Here is a 17,605-nt window from a genome sequence, read left to right on the forward strand (position 1 = left end):
TTGTTTTCGCTCATGGCGTCGTTTCTTCGATGGGCCGGCTAGGCCGGCGATGGGAAGGTCACGCACTGCCTACGTGAGCAAAGCAATGAAAGAACAAAAAGGGAACTACTGTCAACCCTTCGTACTTTGGGCGGGACGCCGCCGATGGAAGCTTCCTAACCGTGCTTTGCCAACCGATGATGGAAATCGCGACCGTTGGGTAGGCAGTATAGTTGAAAACCAGAGCGAGCACGGTAGTCGCGAGCCCGACCCCAACATTATCGCTTGCAACTCCCGTCCGGTGAAGATCGACAGCTCGCCACTCGTTTCGCGGTTTCAGGGCGGTGGATCGGCCATGATGCGCAGACATCGGAGGAGAGGCCAGCCTTGCGACGCCTATTTGGGACGTGAGCGTCGGGGGCGTCAATTCCCCCCGCCTGTTCAGCATTTCAAGCAGGTTCACCGGAAACGGACCGGCTTGCCGTGCTAGGGCCTGCGGAAACGGATGCCTGAATTTGGTCGGTTGGGCTTTCCAACTTGCTCGGTCGACTTCAACCTGAACGGCGTGGATGGGGACGTTGGCGGATGGCAATTTTCCCGCGCCCTCCCTGCCATTTACCTACGATCGTCGTGGAACTCGTGTAAACTGGTCTACGATCCTGGAGCGTCAATGAGGTATTCCTTGAGGATGCTTTCGACCTGAGCCACGCCTAGCCCGGTAAGGCGGCAGATGTTGGCCAAAGACAGCCCCCGGTCGGCGGCGTGCACGATATACGCGTGCCGAAGCTCCACCATCGTGTAGCGGCGCCCTGCAATTTCGAAAAAGCGGAAGTCGGCAGAAGGCCGCTGCGTCATTGCCGCATGCGGAAGGCCCCGACCGTGAAACAGGAAACGTGCCGGCACGTCGAGGAGCGCGTTCCTGATAAGCAGCCAATACGAGATGGCTGTCCGCGCACGCGGCGTTATCGGAACGAGCCGATTATCAACGGTCACGGACAACCGCGGCAGATCGGTGTCCTTCAGACCGATTTTTACGAGTTCTTCAGTGGACATCCCGGACGAGTAGGCTAGCTCCGCCATTGCCCAAGCCCGTACTCGCGGGAAGTATTGCTTCGGACCGAAGTCATCGGCGCAATGCCACGGCGAAAGCTGATCCAAGAAGCCATGCACGCTCGTCTCATCCAAGGCTTTGCGCTGCAGCACCGGCTTTCGCCAGCGTATATGTTCCGCGGGATCGACTGCGATTTCGGAATTGGCAAGCAGGAACCGAAATAGGGACTTGATCGACGCCACCGTTGCGGCTTCCCGAGGCTCACGCTCTAACACATACTGTTCGATAGTATCCCGATTGACGGTCAGTAGACCGATATGGCGCGCTGAAAGCCAGCCCCTGAATCGCGATACTTCGCGTAAATATCGCTCAATCAAGGAGGGCGGGCCGTTCGTGACGACTGACTTTTGCCAGGCAACCTCCAGTTCATCATCCATGGATTCCATACTCAATCCCACCGAGGATGGGTCTGCCTGAAGGCCAAAATTAGAGCTTCGAAGTCCCAATCCTTATCGGCACCCCGTTGCCATTTCGGTGGTGTCCGCGTCCTTCCCTGCTTCGGGCGCTCGGCCATACGCCTTTTCACTCCGGCCATTCTCAGCAGCCTTGCCGTGTACCTCAACTGCAAGTGCTCCGCCTTCATTTGCAAGAACCTGGCGTGTCCTTTCTGGTTAACTCCGCGGTGGTACCGATGGTGTCTGAACAACGGATCATCCGGAAGAAAAGAGCCGGGCCACAAAAGCAGATAGTTGGACAGTGCCTCGGCCGCGACCCTGGGAAGCTTGAGAGTTGCAAGCGATCTATCGCGGCCACCCCGCACTCGAAGTCTCTCGCCATCAAAAGCGCTCGCCGTAAGGCTGAACAGCTGGGAGGGATCCAATTCGGCATCATAATACAGGTGAAGGATTGCGCGATCGCGTGCCTCGACCCAGGCGATGTCGTGAACCGGCAGTAGGTGGAAAATTGCCTCAACCTCATCATCAGACAATGCGCCCGGAGCATGCCACGTCACGATTAGATCAGCGGGACGAAATATCGGGTTTACAGCTACGGTTCCTTGGCGCTCCAGAAAGGTAAAGAATTCGTCCAACACCGATATGGCCTGCGCTACTGAAGTTGGCTGGACACCCTTCGAATATTCGCCGATGTGATGTGAAGACACTTGAGGGGTCAGCCCTGTTATCGTTGCTGCCCTGAGGGGCAGATCACCCTCCTGCACGCGATGGGTGTAGGCGTTCACGAGCGCCTTTTTGGTCTTAATGGTAGCTGACGAGTTCCCTCGCTCCTTGACCAGATATTCCTCGTAGGAGGCCCAGATCGCTGAATAGGCAGTATCGAAGGTTTTCTTGGTTTGCCGGTCCATGCTCCTTCGTAACCGGACAAGGTTATTCTACCCTTTATGGCAGCCGGCCAGCTCGATCCAGTCGGGTCAACGCCGCCTCAGTCCAAACTATTCGCGGCAGTGGTTGTACCCTTTTAGGGTATCAACTTGGATTTGTTGTAAACTCAAGGATAAGGTGTTGTAGGCTTTAGGGATAAACCGGGCCTATTTTCTCGGCCTTCCCGCCGACCGGGTTGTAGGCTTATGTGGTAAGCTACACTCCGGCGAGCGGTTTCAGCCATCCGCTCTTTTTACAAATACGCTGTCGAAGTCGGGCAAATCGCGCAAAACCCCGCAAAAGCGGTACGGCGCAGTGGTCAAGGAGTCGTTGCGGTTCGTCACCGTCGAGCAAGCTACCAAGGTGCTGGATTGCGCGTATACGGACGTCAAGGCCGGCAAACCAGGATCCACGAAAGCGATATCACTCGCCAGGACCGCGGCGATGCTCGAGACCATCTATTCCGGCGGGTTGAAGGTATCAGAGCTCAGCACCCTGCCCGCTAGCCTCGACCTACGCGATCCGGGGTTCTATGGGATCCAAGGCGATAATGGCGTGTCCAGGTCAGTCATGATGAACGGCCCTGAGTGGCAGAAGGTTGTTGATCGAAACCGCAATGTCCTCGCCAGTGCCCGCACATTGAGGAACGCCGGGTGCTGCCTGAGGGCCTGAACGCTCTCGCCGCCTTCTCATCCGTGCGCAATATCCACCAGGTCAGTAGTTTCAATAGCTGCTACGTGTGTTCCGCTGATTGGTGCTGCTGTTCCGCCGATGAGGATTTGATCTCTTGACCCGACCTCGCTGCCCGGCACAATTGCGCTAATCACTCTTGGAACGTTCAGAATGACCGACCTGCAGCGCCGTCCCTTTGTCAGCGCGCGCATGGTTGCCGAACGCGCCGGTGTGTCCCGCTCGGCGGTGTCGCGCACCTTCACCGATGGCGCCAGCGTATCCGAAGCCACGCGCCGCAAGGTGCTCGCTGCCGCAGGAGCGCTTGGTTACCACGTCAATCACCTTGCCCGCGGCCTGCGCGAAAACAGCAACATCGTCTGCCTCGTGGTGGCCGACCTCACAACGCCGATCCGCGCCGGCCTAGTCGACGAATTGACCCGCAAACTTCAGGCGGCCAGCAAGATCACCATGGTGATCAACACCGAAAGCGATGATGAGAGCGTTGCTACCGCTTTGCGGCAGACGCTGAACTATCGTGCGGATGCCACCATCGTTCTTTCCGGCACGCCTCCGGCAAGCCTGATCGAAACCTGCCTTGCAAACGGGCAGCAAGTCATACTGATCAACCGCGCCGACCATCTTCAGGGCAGCCAGAACCTGGGCGTCGACAACGCCATGGGTGCGCGGGAAGCCTTCTTTCTGCTCCAGCGTGCCGGCTGTCGGCGGCTGGCTGTGGTCACCTCCACGGCGCGAACCGCCAGCCTCCTGCAACGCGAGGACGTGTTTGTCGAAGCTGCCAGAAAAGCCGGCCTCGACGTCGCAGTGACACGAGCGGGCCCCACAACCTATGCGTCCGGACTTGAGGCCGGGCGGCGGCTCTTTGGCCGCTCTGATGGGCCGGATGGGGTCTTCTGTGTCACCGATCTGCTGGCCCTGGGTTTCATGGACGCCGCCCGGCAGGAATTTGGCCTGCGGATACCGGACGATGTATGCGTCGTTGGCTTCGACGATATCGAGCAGGGCGGCTGGGAATCCTACCGCTTGACCACTTTTGCTCAGCCCCTGGCAGCCATGGCCGATCATGCGGTCGACTTGCTCGCCGAGCCCCATGCCTGGGGCTCCGAGCGGAAGCTCTTTGAGCCGCTTCCCGTCTGGCGCCGATCCGTCAGGGCCAACTCGCGCTGACCGATGCAGTTCTCTTGCACACATGTGCAATGAACAAAGCGTCATCAAAGCTTCAACTGGAACTCCTATTAAGCACCGCGAACCCGGTCCTTTGTGCAACTGCGTGCATAGCCGGGCGACTTCTCGCGCTGCAGCCACGCATGCGTGACAGGTCAGCGCTCATTGGGCAGGCCGCACCCCTTCGGCCGACCCAATACCCCGCCGGTTCCTTCCGGCGCCCAATCATAGCGGTGGCTGCCGCCCACCCGGGAGAAACAGATGAAACGTCGTCAATTCGTGATCATGGCCGCAGGCTCGGCCGTGGGTACGCTGGTCCTGCCCAAGCTCGCCTTTGCTGCTGAAGGCACCATCGATTGGTACACGAGCTCGGATACCAACATCCTCGATTTCTGGACCAATCACGTCAAGCCCGGCTTCGAGGCCGCCAATCCCGGAATCACGCTGAACCTGGTTGATGCCGGCGACGGCTCGGGGCAGCTGGCCATTCTCGATCGCGCCCGCGCCGCCATGCAGACCGGCACCGATCCGCAGGCCGATTACTTCGAAACCGGCGACCCGCACTTGCCGGTCGGCGCTATCGATGAAGGCCTATACGTCAACTTCGCAGAAGCCGGCCTCGAAAACTGGTCGCGCGTCAATCCGCTCGCCATGGATACCGATTACGCCCTGCCCTATCGCGGCTCGCAGGTGCTCCTGGCCTATGACACCACCAAGCTGCCGGTCGCCGACGCGCCCAAGACCTGGGAAGCTCTGGTCGCCTGGATCAAGGCCAATCCGGGCCAGTTCATCTACAACCGTCCCGACAAAGGCGGCTCGGGCAGCAACTTCGTGCGCCGCGCCATTCTCGAGGCCAATGGCCGCGACACCTCCAAGTTCACGGTCGACAACTATTCGGCCGAAGCGGCCGAGGCGATGCTCAACCCAGCCTGGGACATCCTTGCCGATCTCGCTCCGTCGCTCTTCGACAACGGCGCCTATACCAGCGGCAACACCCAGTCGGTGCAGTTGCTGAGCCAATCGGCCGTCACCATGATCCCCGTCTGGTCCGACCAGGCCCTGCAGGCGCTTGCCAATGGCGTGCTGCCGGAAACTACCGGCCTCGTGCAGCTGACCGATCTCGCTCTGCCCGGCGGCTTCTCGCGCAGTCTCGTTCTTGAAAACGGCACCAACCGCGACATGTCGATCAAGCTGGCCGATTACCTCCTGTCCGAGGAAATCCAGTCCAAGGTCCTGACCGAACTCGGCGGCTTCCCCGGCGTCTCCTGGGATTACGTTTCGTCCGACCTGCGCGAGCGCTATGCCGACATCATTCCCACCACCATCCCGACCTTCCCGAGCGGGGAATGGGAAGTGGCGGTCAATGACGGCTGGTACCGCGCCGTCGCGCCCAACGTCGACCGCAACGCCTAAGCATCGCGCCCCACCCAGCCTCCCCAAAACCGGGGGAGGCTGGATGGGGGCATCACAATCACAGATTTGGCCCCCTCCCTTCTTGAGGGGAGGGATGCGATCGAGCCGACAACCAGGCAATGCGGCGCGAACCGCGCCCAAAACGCAGTCAGTACTCCATGACCGAACACACCGCTGCGACCGTTTCCGTCGCGGGCACCAGGCGAGGCCGTAAATATGCCGGCCTCTTCCTTGTCGCCATCCCTGTCTTTCTTGTGGCCTGGATGGTGATCTGGCCAATCCTGACCGCTATTCCCCGCTCGCTGATGCAGGTCGGCACCGATGGCAGTACGTCGTTCTCGTTTGCCAACTACCAGTTCTTCTTTTCCGACCGCTATAGCCTCAACAACCTGACGGTTACGCTCTGGACCACCATGGTCTGCGCTGCCCTCTTGCTGGTGATCTGCCTGCCGCTGGCGCTATATCTGCGCTTCACCAGCAATCGCATTGCCGCCTTTGTGCAGAGCCTGGCGATCTTTCCGATGTTCGTACCCTCGATCATCCTGAGCTACGCTTTTATTCGCGTGCTCGGTCCCAACGGCACGGTCGATCTCCTGCTTAATGGCGTAGGTTTGCCACGCATCCGCTCGCCCTACCTTACCCCCTGGGGCCCGGTCATCGGCCTTGTCTGGGACAATATCCCGCTCACCGTCCTGATCCTCGTTTCGGGCCTCGGCGCAGTGTCCAACGCCACGATCGAAGCGGCGCGCGATGTCGGCGCCCGGCGCCTCGCCATTCTCTGGCACATCATCTTGCCGCGCATCACCAATTCGATCCTCGTTGCCATTTCCTTTGGTGTCCTAGGCATCTTTTCGAGTTTCACTCTGCCCTATGTGCTGGGTCCCGCAGCGCCCGAAATGATGGGCCCTTTCATGCAGCGCACCTTCCGCGATCTGCAGAACCCGCCCATGGCCATCACCCAGGCCGTCATCACCTTCGCTTTCTGCATCGTCTTCGGGCTGTTCTATATCCGCTCCGTTGCCAAGAACCGGACGCCCTGAAATGGCAACTCTTGTTTCACGACGCATCGACTGGACCGGCATCGTCTTTGCCGTCCTCCTCACCATCGCCATCATCGGTCCGCTCCTTGTAGTAGGCATATGGGCCTTCACCAATGTCTGGCGCTTTCCCTCCATCATTCCGCAGGAATTTGGCCTGCGCTGGTGGTCGGCAACCTTGGCCCGCGCCGATGTGTGGAGCTCGATCTCGATGAGCTTGACGCTCGCCTCGGTGGTGACGCTGCTCTCCGCCATCATTTGCCTGCCCGCCGCCTATGCCTTCGCCCGGCTCGACTTTCCCGGCCGCGATATCCTTTTCTTCTCGTTCCTTGCCGGCCACGCCTTCCCCAAATTCGGTCTGCTCGTCGCCATCGCCGCCATCTTCCTCCAGCTCAATCTCATCGGCACCTTCTGGGGTGTCGTGCTGATTCAGCTCGTCGGCACGCTGCTTTTCATGATCTGGATCCCTGTCGCCGCCTTCCAGGCTGTCGACCGGCGAATGGAGGAAGCGGCGCGCGATGTCGGGGCCGGACCGTTCCGCGTCTTCTGGTCCATCACCCTGCCCCAGGCCGGCCCCACCATCGCCGCCGCCCTGTTGCTCAGTTTCGTCGGCACTTTCTACGAAACTGAAGGCGCCTGGCTCATCGGCGCGCCGCAGGTTCGCACCCTGCCTGTGCTGATGATCAGCTTCATCAACAACCAGCCCGTCATCCAGTTCGGCGCAGTGCTTTCCGTGCTGCTTTGGATCCCCAGCTTCATCGCCCTCCTTTTCGCCCGCCGCGTGGTGAATTCGGGTTCTTTTGCACGGGGATTCGGGGGGTGATGGACCACTTCTTCACCTCTCCCCTTGGGGGAGAGGTCGACCCTCTTGGGTCGGGTGAGGGGGCCTTGCCTCGCATCCGGTTCAGGCCCCCTCACCCGGCGCAAGCGCCGACCTCTCCCCCAGAAGGAGAGGTGAAGGAATAAAAATGTCCGTTCTCAAGATTTCATCCGTCTCCAAATACTTCCCCGGTGGCACCAAGGCCGTCGACAGCTTCTCGCTCGATGTCGCCGATGGCGAACTCGTCTGCCTTCTCGGCCCCTCAGGCTCTGGCAAGTCGACGCTTCTGCGCATGGTGGGCGGTTTCGAAGATCCGTCCTCTGGCCTGATCACCATCGATGGCGAAGACATCACCCACCTGCCGCCCGAGCGGCGCCCGACAGGCATGGTGTTCCAGAGCCATGCGCTCTGGACCCACATGAATGTCTTCGACAACCTCGCCTTTGGCCTAAAACTTCGCCGCACCGGCAAAAGCGAAATCCGCGAAAAGGTCGAAGCCGTGCTCGACCTCGTCGGTCTTGCCGGCTATGGCGAGCGCAAGACGCACCAGCTCTCCGGAGGCCAGCAGCAGCGCGTTGCCCTCGCCCGCTCCCTCGTGCTCGAGCCCAAGATCCTCTTGCTCGACGAGCCTTTCGCCAGCCTTGACCAGCACTTGCGCGAACGCTTGCGCGAAGAAGTCCGCGACATCCAGCAACGCCTCAAGATCACGACGCTCTTCGTTACCCACGGCCAGGATGAGGCCCTCTCCATGGCAGATCGTATCGTGGTCATGCGCGATGGGCGGACAGAACAGATCGACCGCCCCGATGTCGTCTACCGCAATCCTCAAACCCCCTTCGTCGCCGGCTTTATCGGCACCATGAACCTGATCGACGGCGAGGTCGCCCACGGCCGGTTCCATCGCGCCGGTCTATCGCTTGACCTGCCTATCTCCGATGGCCCGGCAATTCTGGCCATGCGCCCCGAAGCGCTCGATCTTAGCCTGGCCGATCAAGGACAAGCCGTCGTGCATCGCGTCACCGACTATGGGACGCATGGCCTTGTCGATCTCGACCTGCCCGAAGCGATCCGCGTCAAAGCCATGGTCGATCACCCCGATCGCTTCAGCACCGGGCAAAGCGTCAACCTTGCACCGCGTGCCGTGGCCGCCTTCCGCGACGGTAGACAAGTTTTCAGGAGCTGAGATGACCGATCCGCTGTTTATCGAACGGGCCGGCCACCGCACCTGGCTCAAATGGCATCGCGGCCGCCGGCGCGCATCCGATCCGGCCTTCTCCGGCACCCGCATCACCGAAGCCATGCGCCTTGGCGCCAGCGTCGAAGTGGATCTGGTTATCCACGCCGATCACGGCTTTGCTATCCTCCACAACCTGACGCTTGAAGAAGAGACCACCGGCACTGGCCGCGTCCGCGACACGGATGGGAGAACGCTTCGTCAGCTTCAACTGCGCGGCAATGACGGCGCCCCGATCGCCGAGCGCGTCATGCTGCTCGAAGATCTCTGCGCGTTGCTCGCAGAGCAAAAGCCGCACCCCGAAGCGCTGCTGCAACTGGATTTCAAGGAAGACCTGGCGGCTCTCTCGCCCGAAATCGTGCACAATTTTGCTGTCACGGTTTCACCCGTCGCGCGCTCGATAATTCTCTCTGGAGCGGACCCAAGTGCTAACCGTTTGCTAACGCAATCGGCACCGTTGGCTCGGATAGGCTACGATCCCTGCTACGGCCCCTCGCTCGATCGCCTGCACCAGACGGGTGACTACCAGGCGTTCATTTCGGACGCCCTCGCCCCAGCGCCTGACGCCGCTTTCATCTATCTCGCCCACGAAATCGTTCTCGCCGCACAAGATTCCGGCTTCGATATCGTTGCCCCCATCCACGCTGCCGGCCGCAAGGTCGACGCCTGGACCATTCGCACCGTCGACGGCACCACCCTGCCCCAGGTCGAGCGCCTGCTTGCCCTCAAAGTCGACCAGATCACCACCGACGACCCGGAGGGGCTCCATCGGGCTCTTGTTGCATGACCGTAAATTACACCAGCATTCTCAATGACATGGTCGCCACGGCACGCGAAGCCGGCGCCTTGACGCTCGAGCATTTCCGCCGCTTCCGCGACCTCGATATCGGCATCAAGGGCCCCGGCGATTTCGTCTCCGACGCCGATCGCGAATCCGAGCAACTGATCCGCAGCCAACTCCTCGGCCGCTACCCCTGGGGCCTGACCGGCGAAGAATTCGCCCCAGCCCAAGGCGCCGACGACCACCATTGGCTGGTCGATCCCATTGATGGCACGACCAATTTTCTCAATGGTCAGCACTATACCATCACCATCGCCTTGCGCCGCGGCAGTGAGACAATTTGCGGCTTGGTCTATAACCCGGTCGCTGATGAAATGTTCACCGCCATCAAGGGCGAAGGCGCCTACCTCAACGGCGAACGCCTCCAGGTCAGCGGGCAGACCGACATTGCTACCATGTGCATCGGCACCGGCCTGCCGACACCAAATCTGTCATTGTATCCAAGCGCTTATGCACGCCTTGACGCTATCCGCGCGCCTATCGGCGCCGTTCGTATCGTCGGCAGCGCCGCCAATTCCTGCGCCTATGTCGCCTGCGGCCGGCTCACCGGCTACTATGAAGAAACCGGCTTCGTCGACACCGCCGCCGGTATTCTCCTCGTCGAAGAAGCCGGCGGAATCGTCACCGACTGGTGGGGTCGCGGGCCGGAAGTGTTCGAACGCACGGGCGTTTTGATCGTGGCCAACGCGGCCACGCACCTCTATCTCATGGAACACTTGCGCGACGTTCTGCCTAAGAACCCTCCCGCATAACCGACTGGACCTGTAGAATACTAAAGCCCCGGTCGGCGCGCTTCGCGTCTATCCGAGTTAAGCGGATGACCTGACTTTGGTCGTGAATTCCACCAGGCGCTTCGCTTGGTGGGCTACGGCCACCCTACCCTTCTCGTCAAAGGAGCCCGCCGACGCTGAATATCCGTAAGGATTGCCGCCCGCTTCGTACAAGGCAGGGTCGGTATAGCCAGGTGGGACCAGGATCGCGCCCCAGTGCATGGCCGTGGTGTAAAGGCTCAATAAAGTGCTCTCCTGCCCCCCATGGACATTCTGAGCGCTTGTGGTGGCGGTGAATGTCTTGTCTGCCAGTTTGCCCTCGCTCCAAACCGGTCCCAGAGTGTCTATGAAAGCACGTAGCTGGCTGGCGACGACGCCGTACCGGGTTGGTGCGGATATGAAGTAGCCGTCCGCCCAGACCATGTCGTCAGGGGTGACCTCGGCGATGTCCTGCATCTTGTCCAGATTGGCTTTCCATGCCGCCTGGCCCTCGACGACCTGCGATGGCGCTGTCTCAGCCGCGCGCAGAAGACGGACCTCAGCGCCAGCTTCACCTGCTGCCTTGGCGGCCGCTTGGGCAATCTGTAGGTTGGTGCCGTATGTGGAATAGAAGATCACTGCTATCTTAGGCTTGGCCATGGGTTCACCAGATTAGTTGAGCATTTCCGATTGTTTGATCGTCCGTTTCAAACGCGCACCGGAAGAAATGGCTTCACTCCGTGGCGCAGCGCATATGATGAATTGAAGCGATTCTTCGGACCATACCCATGCAGCCTTCTCGCGACATCTCCCGTCTCATCGAAATCATGGCCGCGCTCCGAGATCCTGATACAGGCTGCCCCTGGGATCTGGAGCAGGATTTCGCGTCCATCCGGCACTACACGATCGAAGAGGCCTATGAGGTTGCCGATGCCATCGAGCGGCAGGATTTCGCCGATCTTCGGGAGGAGCTCGGTGATCTGCTGCTTCAGCCGGTCTTTCATTCTCAAATGGCCCGGGAAGCGGGACACTTCGATATTGGCGATGTCATTTACGCCATCACCGAGAAGCTGATCCGCAGGCATCCCCACGTATTCGGGGATACATCCGCCAACAACGCGTCCGGCGCGCAGGCGAGTTGGGAGGGCATCAAGGCTCAGGAGCGTGCCGCAAAGGCCGCCCGGCGCCAGAGCGCAGCGCCAGTCTCCGCACTCGACGATGTTCCTCAGGTTCTGCCTGCCCTGGCCCGTGCGGAAAAGTTGACAAAGAAGGCGGCCAAGGTCGGTTTCGACTGGCCAGATTTTGCTGCCGTCATGAGCAAGGTCGAAGAAGAAATCGCCGAGGTTGCCGAAGCTCAGGCGCAGAACGACACAAAGGCCACTCATGAGGAAATTGGCGACCTGCTCTTTGCCGTAGCCAATCTCGCCCGCCATGCTGGTGTTGACGCAGAGGCTGCACTGCGCGACGCGAATGCCAAGTTCACGCGGCGTTTCCACTATGTGGAAGACCGATGCCGGCAAGATGGCATCGCGCCAGCCGAGGCGGGGCTCGACCGGCTCGATGGCTACTGGAACGAAGTGCGCGCTTCAGACAAGAACAAAGGCAGTTAGAGATCGGACGTGGCGATGCGGCCGTTGAAGCGCTCGAGAAAAGCGGTGCGATGGCGCGGGTCGACACGAACCACGTAGTCCTGCCCACGCTCGTTCGGTTCATCGCGGGAGACGACTTCAGCATGGCTGTGGAGCCAGCCGATATCGCTGCCCGCGCTGTGCGGCACATGGACATGATAGGTGCGAGCCTGCTCCCCGAGCGAGCGTTCGATCAGATCCTTGAGATCTTCGATGCCCTGCCCCGTATGAGCCGAAACCGGCACACTGGCGAGTACCTTGCCCGCTGGTGCCGCCGACCCCAGGACGAGGCCGGTTTCGGAGAGAAGATCGACCTTGTTCCACACCTCGATGACGGGTGTCTTTTCGGAAGACACGCCGAGTTCATCAAGCACCGTCAGCACATCCTGAGCTTGGCCCGCATGGTCGGGATTGGCGATGTCGCGCACGTGCAGGATGATGTCGGCATCCACCACTTCTTCAAGCGTGGCGCGGAATGCCGCAACGAGATCGTGCGGCAGGTCTGCAACAAAGCCCACCGTGTCGCTCAACATCACTTCTCGCCCATGTGGCAGTTCGATCTTGCGAATCGTCGTATCGAGCGTGGCAAAGAGCAGATCTTCTGCAAAGACACCTGCCCCAGTCAGCCGATTGAACAGCGTCGACTTACCCGCATTGGTGTAGCCGACCAAAGCCACGACGGGAATGGCCGCCCGGGTGCGCTGCTGGCGCTGTTGGGCGCGCGTCTTCTTGACCTTATCGAGCCGATCTTCAAGCAGCACGATGCGTTCTGTAATCTGCCGGCGATCGCTTTCGATCTGCGTTTCGCCGGGGCCACCCATGAACCCCATGCCGCCGCTGCCGCGTTGCCGCTCAAGGTGGGTCCAGGAACGCACGAGACGCCCCTTCTGGTAGTTGAGATGCGCGAGCTCGACCTGAAGCACGCCTTCGCGCGTGGCAGCCCGTTCACCGAAAATCTCGAGGATCAAGGCGGTGCGGTCCAGCACCTTGGCGCCAGTTTCGCGCTCCAGATTGCGCTGCTGAATGGGTGAGAGCGCCGTGTCGACAAGCAGGAGTTCAACCTCTTCGGCCTTTACCCTCTCGGCGATTGTCTCGACATGACCTGCACCGATATAGGTTGCGGGGCGGATGTCCCTAACCTTGACCACATCGGAAAATGCGATGTCCAGGCGAATAGCCTCGGCCAGCCCTTCGAACTCGGCCTGTCGCGCTTCAAGACTGTGGTAGCTTGATTTGCCGCGGACGTCAGGGCAGATCAGCCCGGTTCGGGTCGGCTTCTCCTGCCGATCGATAAAGGGCTTGGGACCGCCCGGCAGGCGGCCATCTTCGTCGTCGAATTCGCTCATGCAGCCTGTCAGTCGTGATCGTGGTTTTGCTCGGGGTCGAACAACTGGATCGGCGCGCCGGGCATGATGGTAGAAATGGCGTGCTTGTAAACCAGTTGCGACTGAGCGTCACGACGCAACAGCAGGCAGAAATTGTCGAACCAGGTGATCACCCCCTGAAGCTTAACCCCGTTCACGAGAAAGATCGTGACTGGCACCTTTTGCTTACGGACGTGATTAAGAAAGGAATCCTGCAGGTTTTGCTGCTTTTCGCTGGGCATTTTAGGCCTCTTGTCGCGGCATTTATTGTCGCTGTTTTGTCGCAATCACTTGCGTCCGGAACATCGGAAACTGCCGCCCAGTTCCCTCTATCCAGAATTATCATACATTAGCGACTATGGCACATGTCATGCCTGCTGCCTACCCGCGCTCTGCGCATGGCGTGGCAGCTTTTTCGGATTCTGCCTACAGACCCAGCGATTTGATCTTCCGGTGCAAGGCGCTGCGCTCCATACCGACGAATTCAGCAGTTTTGGAAATATTGCCGCCGAAGCGCTCGATCTGGGCAAGGAGATATTGCCGCTCAAATACTTCACGAGCATCGCGCAAAGGTAGGCTCATGAGGTGGGCGGAGGTGTCCGCATCCCCTACGGTTGGCAGCACCTCGCCAATATCGGACGGCAGCATGGCCGCGGTGATGACACCGTCTTCGGGCTGCTGGTCCTTCATAAGAATGAGCAGGCGTTCGATCGAATTGCGCAATTGCCGGGCATTGCCAGGCCAGTCCTGCGCCTGAAGCACGGCGATTGCGTCATCGCCGATATTCATGCGCTGCAGATTGTGCATGCGGCAGACCTGCTCGATGAATACTCCAACAAGCGGAGGGATATCCTCGCGCCGTTCCTTGAGCGGGTGCAGTTGAACGGGAACGATGGCAAGCCGATGGAAAAGGTCCGAACGAAAATCTCCGTTTTCGGTCAGGGCCGTAACATTTTGCGAACTCGATGAAATGATGCGCACGTCGATCGGCACAGCCTGTGCCCCGCCGACGCGAGTGAATCGGTTTTCCACCAGCGTGCGCAGCAGGGCCGTCTGCACCTGAGCGGGCAGCGTCGTCACTTCCGAGAGATAAAGCGTACCGCCATGGGCCCGCTCGAGCGCGCCGACTTCCACCTGCAGCAGGCCTGACTTGTCGCGACTTTCACGGCCGAAAAGAACGACTGATACTTCATCGGGTGCATAAAGAGAGGCGTTGATCTCGACGAACGGGGCATGTGTACGCGGGCTGCGCTGGTGAATAAGGCGGGCAACGAGACCCTTGCCTGCACCAGAAGGTCCGGCAATGAAGATACGCGAATTCGTGGGCGCGGACTTGTCGATGATTCCGCGCACCTGCTGCAGCGATGGCGATGGCCCGACCATGTCGCCGCCTTTGCTGGCGGAGCGTTCCTTGAGCTCGGCCACCTCGTTGCGCAGGCGCGTCGCCTCCATGGCCCGCTGGGTGACATGAAGGAGGCGATCGATCTTGAAGGGCTTCTCGATATAGTCATAGGCACCGCGCCGGATGGCCGAGACCGCCGTCTCCACATTGCCATGGCCGGAGATCATCACCACAGGCATGTCCGGGTGCTGGCTCTGAAAGACATCGAGCAATTGCAGTCCGTCAAGCCGCGACCCCTGCATCCAGATATCGAGAAAGACCAGGCTGGGCCGCCGTCTCGCAATTTCGTTGAGCCCGCTGTCGGCATCATGCGCCTGGCGGGTCTCGTAGCCTTCATCCTCAAGGATACCGGCAATCAGATCGCGGATATCGTCTTCGTCGTCGATGATGAGAATATCTAGCGCCATTTACCTCTGGACAACCGCCGGCATCAGCGATTCCTCCTGTTGGACATGTTGCGGCTCGGAATGAGCCGAGGCGTCCGTATCGTTGTTCATGTCTGGGGAACGAAGTGGCAGCGTGAAGGTCACGCAGGCCCCAATCCTGCCCTGTTCGTCAGGTTCGGCATCGACCAGTTCGACAATGCCGCCATGTTGCTCGATGATCCTGGCGACAATGGCGAGGCCGAGTCCGGTCCCTTTTTCTCGTGTGGTCATATAGGGCTCGAGCAGCCGCTGCCGGTTCTCCTTGGGCCACCCTTTGCCGTTGTCGGATACAGAAATCCGCGCATGATTGCCTTCCTCGTGCGCCTCGACCCTGATTGCCGGCTGCCAGCCGGAGACCATGTCGAGCCCTTCGAAGGCTTCGACGGCATTCTTGATCAGGTTGGTCAGCGTCTGAGAGACCAGTCGCGTGTCGAACCAGGCATATATCGTCTCATCGGGCAAATCTGTGGCGATGGCAACCTCTGGAAGCCGAACGCTCTCAAGGAAAACCGCTTGCCGGATGGTGTCCGACAGGTCGGCACGCTCGGGGGCAGCCTCCGGCATTCTGGCGAATGCGGAAAACTCGTCCACCATCCGGCCGATATCGCCCACCTGCCGGACAATCGTATTGATGCACTTGTCGAAAACCTCGCGGTCCTCCTCGAGCTTGCTGCCATAGCGACGGCGCAGCCGCTCTGCCGAGAGCTGAATAGGTGTCAGCGGGTTCTTGATTTCGTGGGCAATGCGGCGAGCCACATCCGCCCACGCACTCGTACGCTGCGCGGATTCCAGCTCAGTGATGTCGTCAAATGTCAGCACATAGCCCTTGGACTCCGTGATCGAGCCTTCGCGCGTCAGTTGCACCTGATAGATGCGACGGTTGGTTTCGTTGCCGAGCTGAATCTGGTCGCGCACCTGACCACGCCGCGCAGACCGGGCCTTCTCCATGGTTGGGGCAATCTCAGGCAAAATATCCTCGAGCCTTTCGCCCATCATGTCGATTTCACTCTGCGAAAGCATTTCGGAAGCCCGCGCGTTAACGAGGGTAACCGCCCCGAAGGCATCGAGGCCTATGATCCCCGCCGACACGCCTTCCACCACGGCTTCCGTAAACTGGCGACGCTTCTCGTTCACCTCGTTGGCGTTGAGCAATGCTTCGCGCTGCGACTTGAGCTGCTGCGTCATGCGGTTGAAGCCGTTGGAAAGATCGCGAAGATCGCCCCTGCCCTCCTGCACCGGCACGCGCACGTCGAGGTCGCCGCCGCTCACCCGGCGCGACGCGATCATCAGGTTCCGAATCGGATCGACAAAGCGGTTGGCCAGCGCGATGCCGATCCAGAGGGCAGCGAGCAGCAGCACCACGGCCAAACCGACATACATGATCGCGAAGGTGATCTGAAACACCAGCCGGTTCGAGGCGTATTCGCGATATTCCGTGATGTTGTCGTCGGTTAGCCGCATATATTGCAGCACTTCCGCATCCACCGGCCGCGCCACGAACAGGAACACGTCATCATAGCCACGCAGCTTGATGATGGAGCCGACAAACTGGGTCGAACCCGGCGCGATTGGCGTCGGAATACCTTCGACAACCCCGTCCGTCACACCGGCTGGCGGGCGGGGGTAAGATCCGCCGACACTGATCTGGGCCCGGGTGATTTCGGCGCCCGAGCTATCGAGCAAGGACGCAAATGGCAGTGAGCGTGTTTGCGCAAGAGCGGTCAAGATGCGCGTAAACCGCGTCGGATCCTGATCGAAGATCGTATGCGACTGCTCGACCTCGGTCGCAACCCAGATAATATCGTCCCGCAGCACTTGGGCATGCTCAAGCATGTAAGAGCGAGCAATGAGGCGGGAACTCTCCACCATGGCGCGCGTACGCTCGGAAAACCATTGATCCAGGCCTTGGTTCAGCGAAATGGTGGCAACGATGGCAACAAGCACCGCCGGCGCACCGGCCACCAGTGCAAAGGTCGCAACCATGCGCATTTGGAGCGCCGAGCCAGGTACCCGCTGCACCCGGGCCTGAACCAGCAGAACCGCTTCGGTGACCACAAGCGCGAGCACCAGCAGCACGAGAATGCCCGTGACCACCCAGATCGCAGTCCAGACCGTAGCCGATGGCTCGATGTTGGTTGTTCCCGTCAGAATCAGAAACGACACCGAAGACATGAGAACGGACGCAAAAACCACAAAGAAACCGAGCACGCGAAGCGGCCCGTTCCCCTGACCGGATAACAGCGTGCGCGGTCCTTTTTTCCCAGTCATCGGCGTGGCTAGGGCCTCGATGTCGCTGCTGAGCGCCTCAGTCATGCACTGCTCGGTTCTCTCCGGATCCCTGTTCTAGCGTCCCATGCAGCGCGCGTAATGGCGCCCATTGGGAGCTTCAGGCGGAAGACCCTGACCCAATTCGAGCAACCCTTCAAGAA

At 60.2% G+C, this 17,605-nt stretch carries 15 protein-coding genes; 8 read left to right on the top strand and 7 right to left on the bottom strand.

Annotation, left to right across the window (positions count from 1 at the left end; translation table 11 throughout):
- Positions 1 to 630: 630 nt before the first annotated feature.
- Complete coding sequence (locus tag BM364_RS07260; RefSeq protein ID WP_139232532.1) at positions 631 to 1,467, bottom strand: site-specific integrase; 837 nt, start codon at positions 1,465 to 1,467, stop codon at positions 631 to 633.
- A gap of 11 nt (positions 1,468 to 1,478) precedes the next feature.
- Positions 1,479 to 2,393 (bottom strand): tyrosine-type recombinase/integrase, encoded by a 915-nt coding sequence (locus BM364_RS07265; protein WP_092422852.1) that lies wholly within the window; start codon positions 2,391 to 2,393, stop codon positions 1,479 to 1,481.
- A gap of 859 nt (positions 2,394 to 3,252) precedes the next feature.
- Here BM364_RS07265 and BM364_RS07275 point away from each other — a divergent pair.
- The 7 genes from BM364_RS07275 to BM364_RS07305 all read left to right on the top strand — a co-directional run bounded on the left by BM364_RS07275 (position 3,253) and on the right by BM364_RS07305 (position 10,360).
- The gene (locus BM364_RS07275) at positions 3,253 to 4,266 is read left to right on the top strand and encodes a LacI family DNA-binding transcriptional regulator (RefSeq protein WP_092422856.1); all 1,014 of its coding nucleotides are present in this window, start codon (positions 3,253 to 3,255) and stop codon (positions 4,264 to 4,266) included.
- A 258-nt stretch (positions 4,267 to 4,524) separates the two neighbouring features.
- Positions 4,525 to 5,676 carry an extracellular solute-binding protein gene (locus BM364_RS07280; RefSeq protein WP_092422858.1) on the top strand — a complete coding sequence of 384 codons (1,152 nt, stop codon included), beginning with the start codon at positions 4,525 to 4,527 and terminating at the stop codon, positions 5,674 to 5,676.
- 158 nt (positions 5,677 to 5,834) lie between these two features.
- Complete coding sequence (locus BM364_RS07285) at positions 5,835 to 6,716, top strand: ABC transporter permease (protein ID WP_092422860.1); 882 nt, start codon at positions 5,835 to 5,837, stop codon at positions 6,714 to 6,716.
- Between the two features lies 1 nt (position 6,717).
- Positions 6,718 to 7,536: an ABC transporter permease gene (locus tag BM364_RS07290; protein WP_092422862.1), complete on the top strand. Its 819-nt coding sequence runs from the start codon at positions 6,718 to 6,720 to the stop codon at positions 7,534 to 7,536.
- Positions 7,537 to 7,681: 145 nt separating this feature from the next.
- Entirely contained in the window at positions 7,682 to 8,716 is a 1,035-nt protein-coding gene (locus BM364_RS07295; RefSeq protein WP_092422864.1) for an ABC transporter ATP-binding protein, read from the top strand.
- 1 nt (position 8,717) lies between these two features.
- Positions 8,718 to 9,554: a glycerophosphodiester phosphodiesterase gene (locus tag BM364_RS07300; protein ID WP_092422866.1), complete on the top strand. Its 837-nt coding sequence runs from the start codon at positions 8,718 to 8,720 to the stop codon at positions 9,552 to 9,554.
- Entirely contained in the window at positions 9,551 to 10,360 is an 810-nt protein-coding gene (locus tag BM364_RS07305; protein WP_092422868.1) for an inositol monophosphatase family protein, read from the top strand. The genes BM364_RS07300 and BM364_RS07305 overlap by 4 nt, the downstream gene beginning before the upstream one ends.
- 57 nt (positions 10,361 to 10,417) lie before the next feature.
- Here the strand turns inward: BM364_RS07305 and BM364_RS07310 are convergent, their stop codons facing one another.
- Positions 10,418 to 11,017, bottom strand: coding sequence for an NAD(P)H-dependent oxidoreductase (locus BM364_RS07310; protein ID WP_092422870.1), 600 nt, complete (start codon positions 11,015 to 11,017; stop codon positions 10,418 to 10,420).
- 128 nt (positions 11,018 to 11,145) lie between these two features.
- Between BM364_RS07310 and mazG the strand changes: the two genes are divergently transcribed.
- Positions 11,146 to 11,967, top strand: a complete 822-nt coding sequence (mazG, locus tag BM364_RS07315; protein WP_092422872.1) for a nucleoside triphosphate pyrophosphohydrolase — start codon at positions 11,146 to 11,148, stop codon at positions 11,965 to 11,967.
- Here the strand turns inward: mazG and hflX are convergent.
- From hflX to BM364_RS07335, 4 genes are all read right to left on the bottom strand, one after another.
- Entirely contained in the window at positions 11,964 to 13,331 is a 1,368-nt protein-coding gene (gene hflX / locus BM364_RS07320; protein WP_092422874.1) for a GTPase HflX, read from the bottom strand. The two genes, mazG and hflX, sit on opposite strands and share 4 nt — an antisense overlap.
- A gap of 8 nt (positions 13,332 to 13,339) precedes the next feature.
- Positions 13,340 to 13,591 carry an RNA chaperone Hfq gene (hfq, locus tag BM364_RS07325; protein WP_086469421.1) on the bottom strand — a complete coding sequence of 84 codons (252 nt, stop codon included), beginning with the start codon at positions 13,589 to 13,591 and terminating at the stop codon, positions 13,340 to 13,342.
- Between the two features lie 184 nt (positions 13,592 to 13,775).
- Positions 13,776 to 15,158 carry a nitrogen assimilation response regulator NtrX gene (gene ntrX, locus BM364_RS07330; RefSeq protein ID WP_092422876.1) on the bottom strand — a complete coding sequence of 461 codons (1,383 nt, stop codon included), beginning with the start codon at positions 15,156 to 15,158 and terminating at the stop codon, positions 13,776 to 13,778.
- A complete protein-coding gene (locus BM364_RS07335; protein WP_092422878.1) occupies positions 15,159 to 17,489 on the bottom strand; it encodes a sensor histidine kinase NtrY-like in 2,331 nt (776 codons plus the stop codon).
- Between the last annotated feature and the right edge of the window lie 116 nt (positions 17,490 to 17,605).

This window comes from Devosia crocina, from assembly GCF_900116545.1.
Lineage (GTDB): Bacteria > Pseudomonadota > Alphaproteobacteria > Rhizobiales > Devosiaceae > Devosia > Devosia crocina.

Bases quoted from the DNA above. Each gene is read 5' to 3' on its own strand.
- BM364_RS07260 (WP_139232532.1), bottom strand. From the start codon at position 1,467: ATGGATGATGAACTGGAGGTTGCCTGGCAAAAGTCAGTCGTCACGAAC.
- BM364_RS07265 (WP_092422852.1), bottom strand. From the start codon at position 2,393: ATGGACCGGCAAACCAAGAAAACCTTCGATACTGCCTATTCAGCGATC.
- BM364_RS07275 (WP_092422856.1), top strand. From the start codon at position 3,253: ATGACCGACCTGCAGCGCCGTCCCTTTGTCAGCGCGCGCATGGTTGCC.
- BM364_RS07280 (WP_092422858.1), top strand. From the start codon at position 4,525: ATGAAACGTCGTCAATTCGTGATCATGGCCGCAGGCTCGGCCGTGGGT.
- BM364_RS07285 (WP_092422860.1), top strand. From the start codon at position 5,835: ATGACCGAACACACCGCTGCGACCGTTTCCGTCGCGGGCACCAGGCGA.
- BM364_RS07290 (WP_092422862.1), top strand. From the start codon at position 6,718: ATGGCAACTCTTGTTTCACGACGCATCGACTGGACCGGCATCGTCTTT.
- BM364_RS07295 (WP_092422864.1), top strand. From the start codon at position 7,682: ATGTCCGTTCTCAAGATTTCATCCGTCTCCAAATACTTCCCCGGTGGC.
- BM364_RS07300 (WP_092422866.1), top strand. From the start codon at position 8,718: ATGACCGATCCGCTGTTTATCGAACGGGCCGGCCACCGCACCTGGCTC.
- BM364_RS07305 (WP_092422868.1), top strand. From the start codon at position 9,551: ATGACCGTAAATTACACCAGCATTCTCAATGACATGGTCGCCACGGCA.
- BM364_RS07310 (WP_092422870.1), bottom strand. From the start codon at position 11,017: ATGGCCAAGCCTAAGATAGCAGTGATCTTCTATTCCACATACGGCACC.
- mazG (WP_092422872.1), top strand. From the start codon at position 11,146: ATGCAGCCTTCTCGCGACATCTCCCGTCTCATCGAAATCATGGCCGCG.
- hflX (WP_092422874.1), bottom strand. From the start codon at position 13,331: ATGAGCGAATTCGACGACGAAGATGGCCGCCTGCCGGGCGGTCCCAAG.
- hfq (WP_086469421.1), bottom strand. From the start codon at position 13,591: ATGCCCAGCGAAAAGCAGCAAAACCTGCAGGATTCCTTTCTTAATCAC.
- ntrX (WP_092422876.1), bottom strand. From the start codon at position 15,158: ATGGCGCTAGATATTCTCATCATCGACGACGAAGACGATATCCGCGAT.
- BM364_RS07335 (WP_092422878.1), bottom strand. From the start codon at position 17,489: ATGACTGAGGCGCTCAGCAGCGACATCGAGGCCCTAGCCACGCCGATG.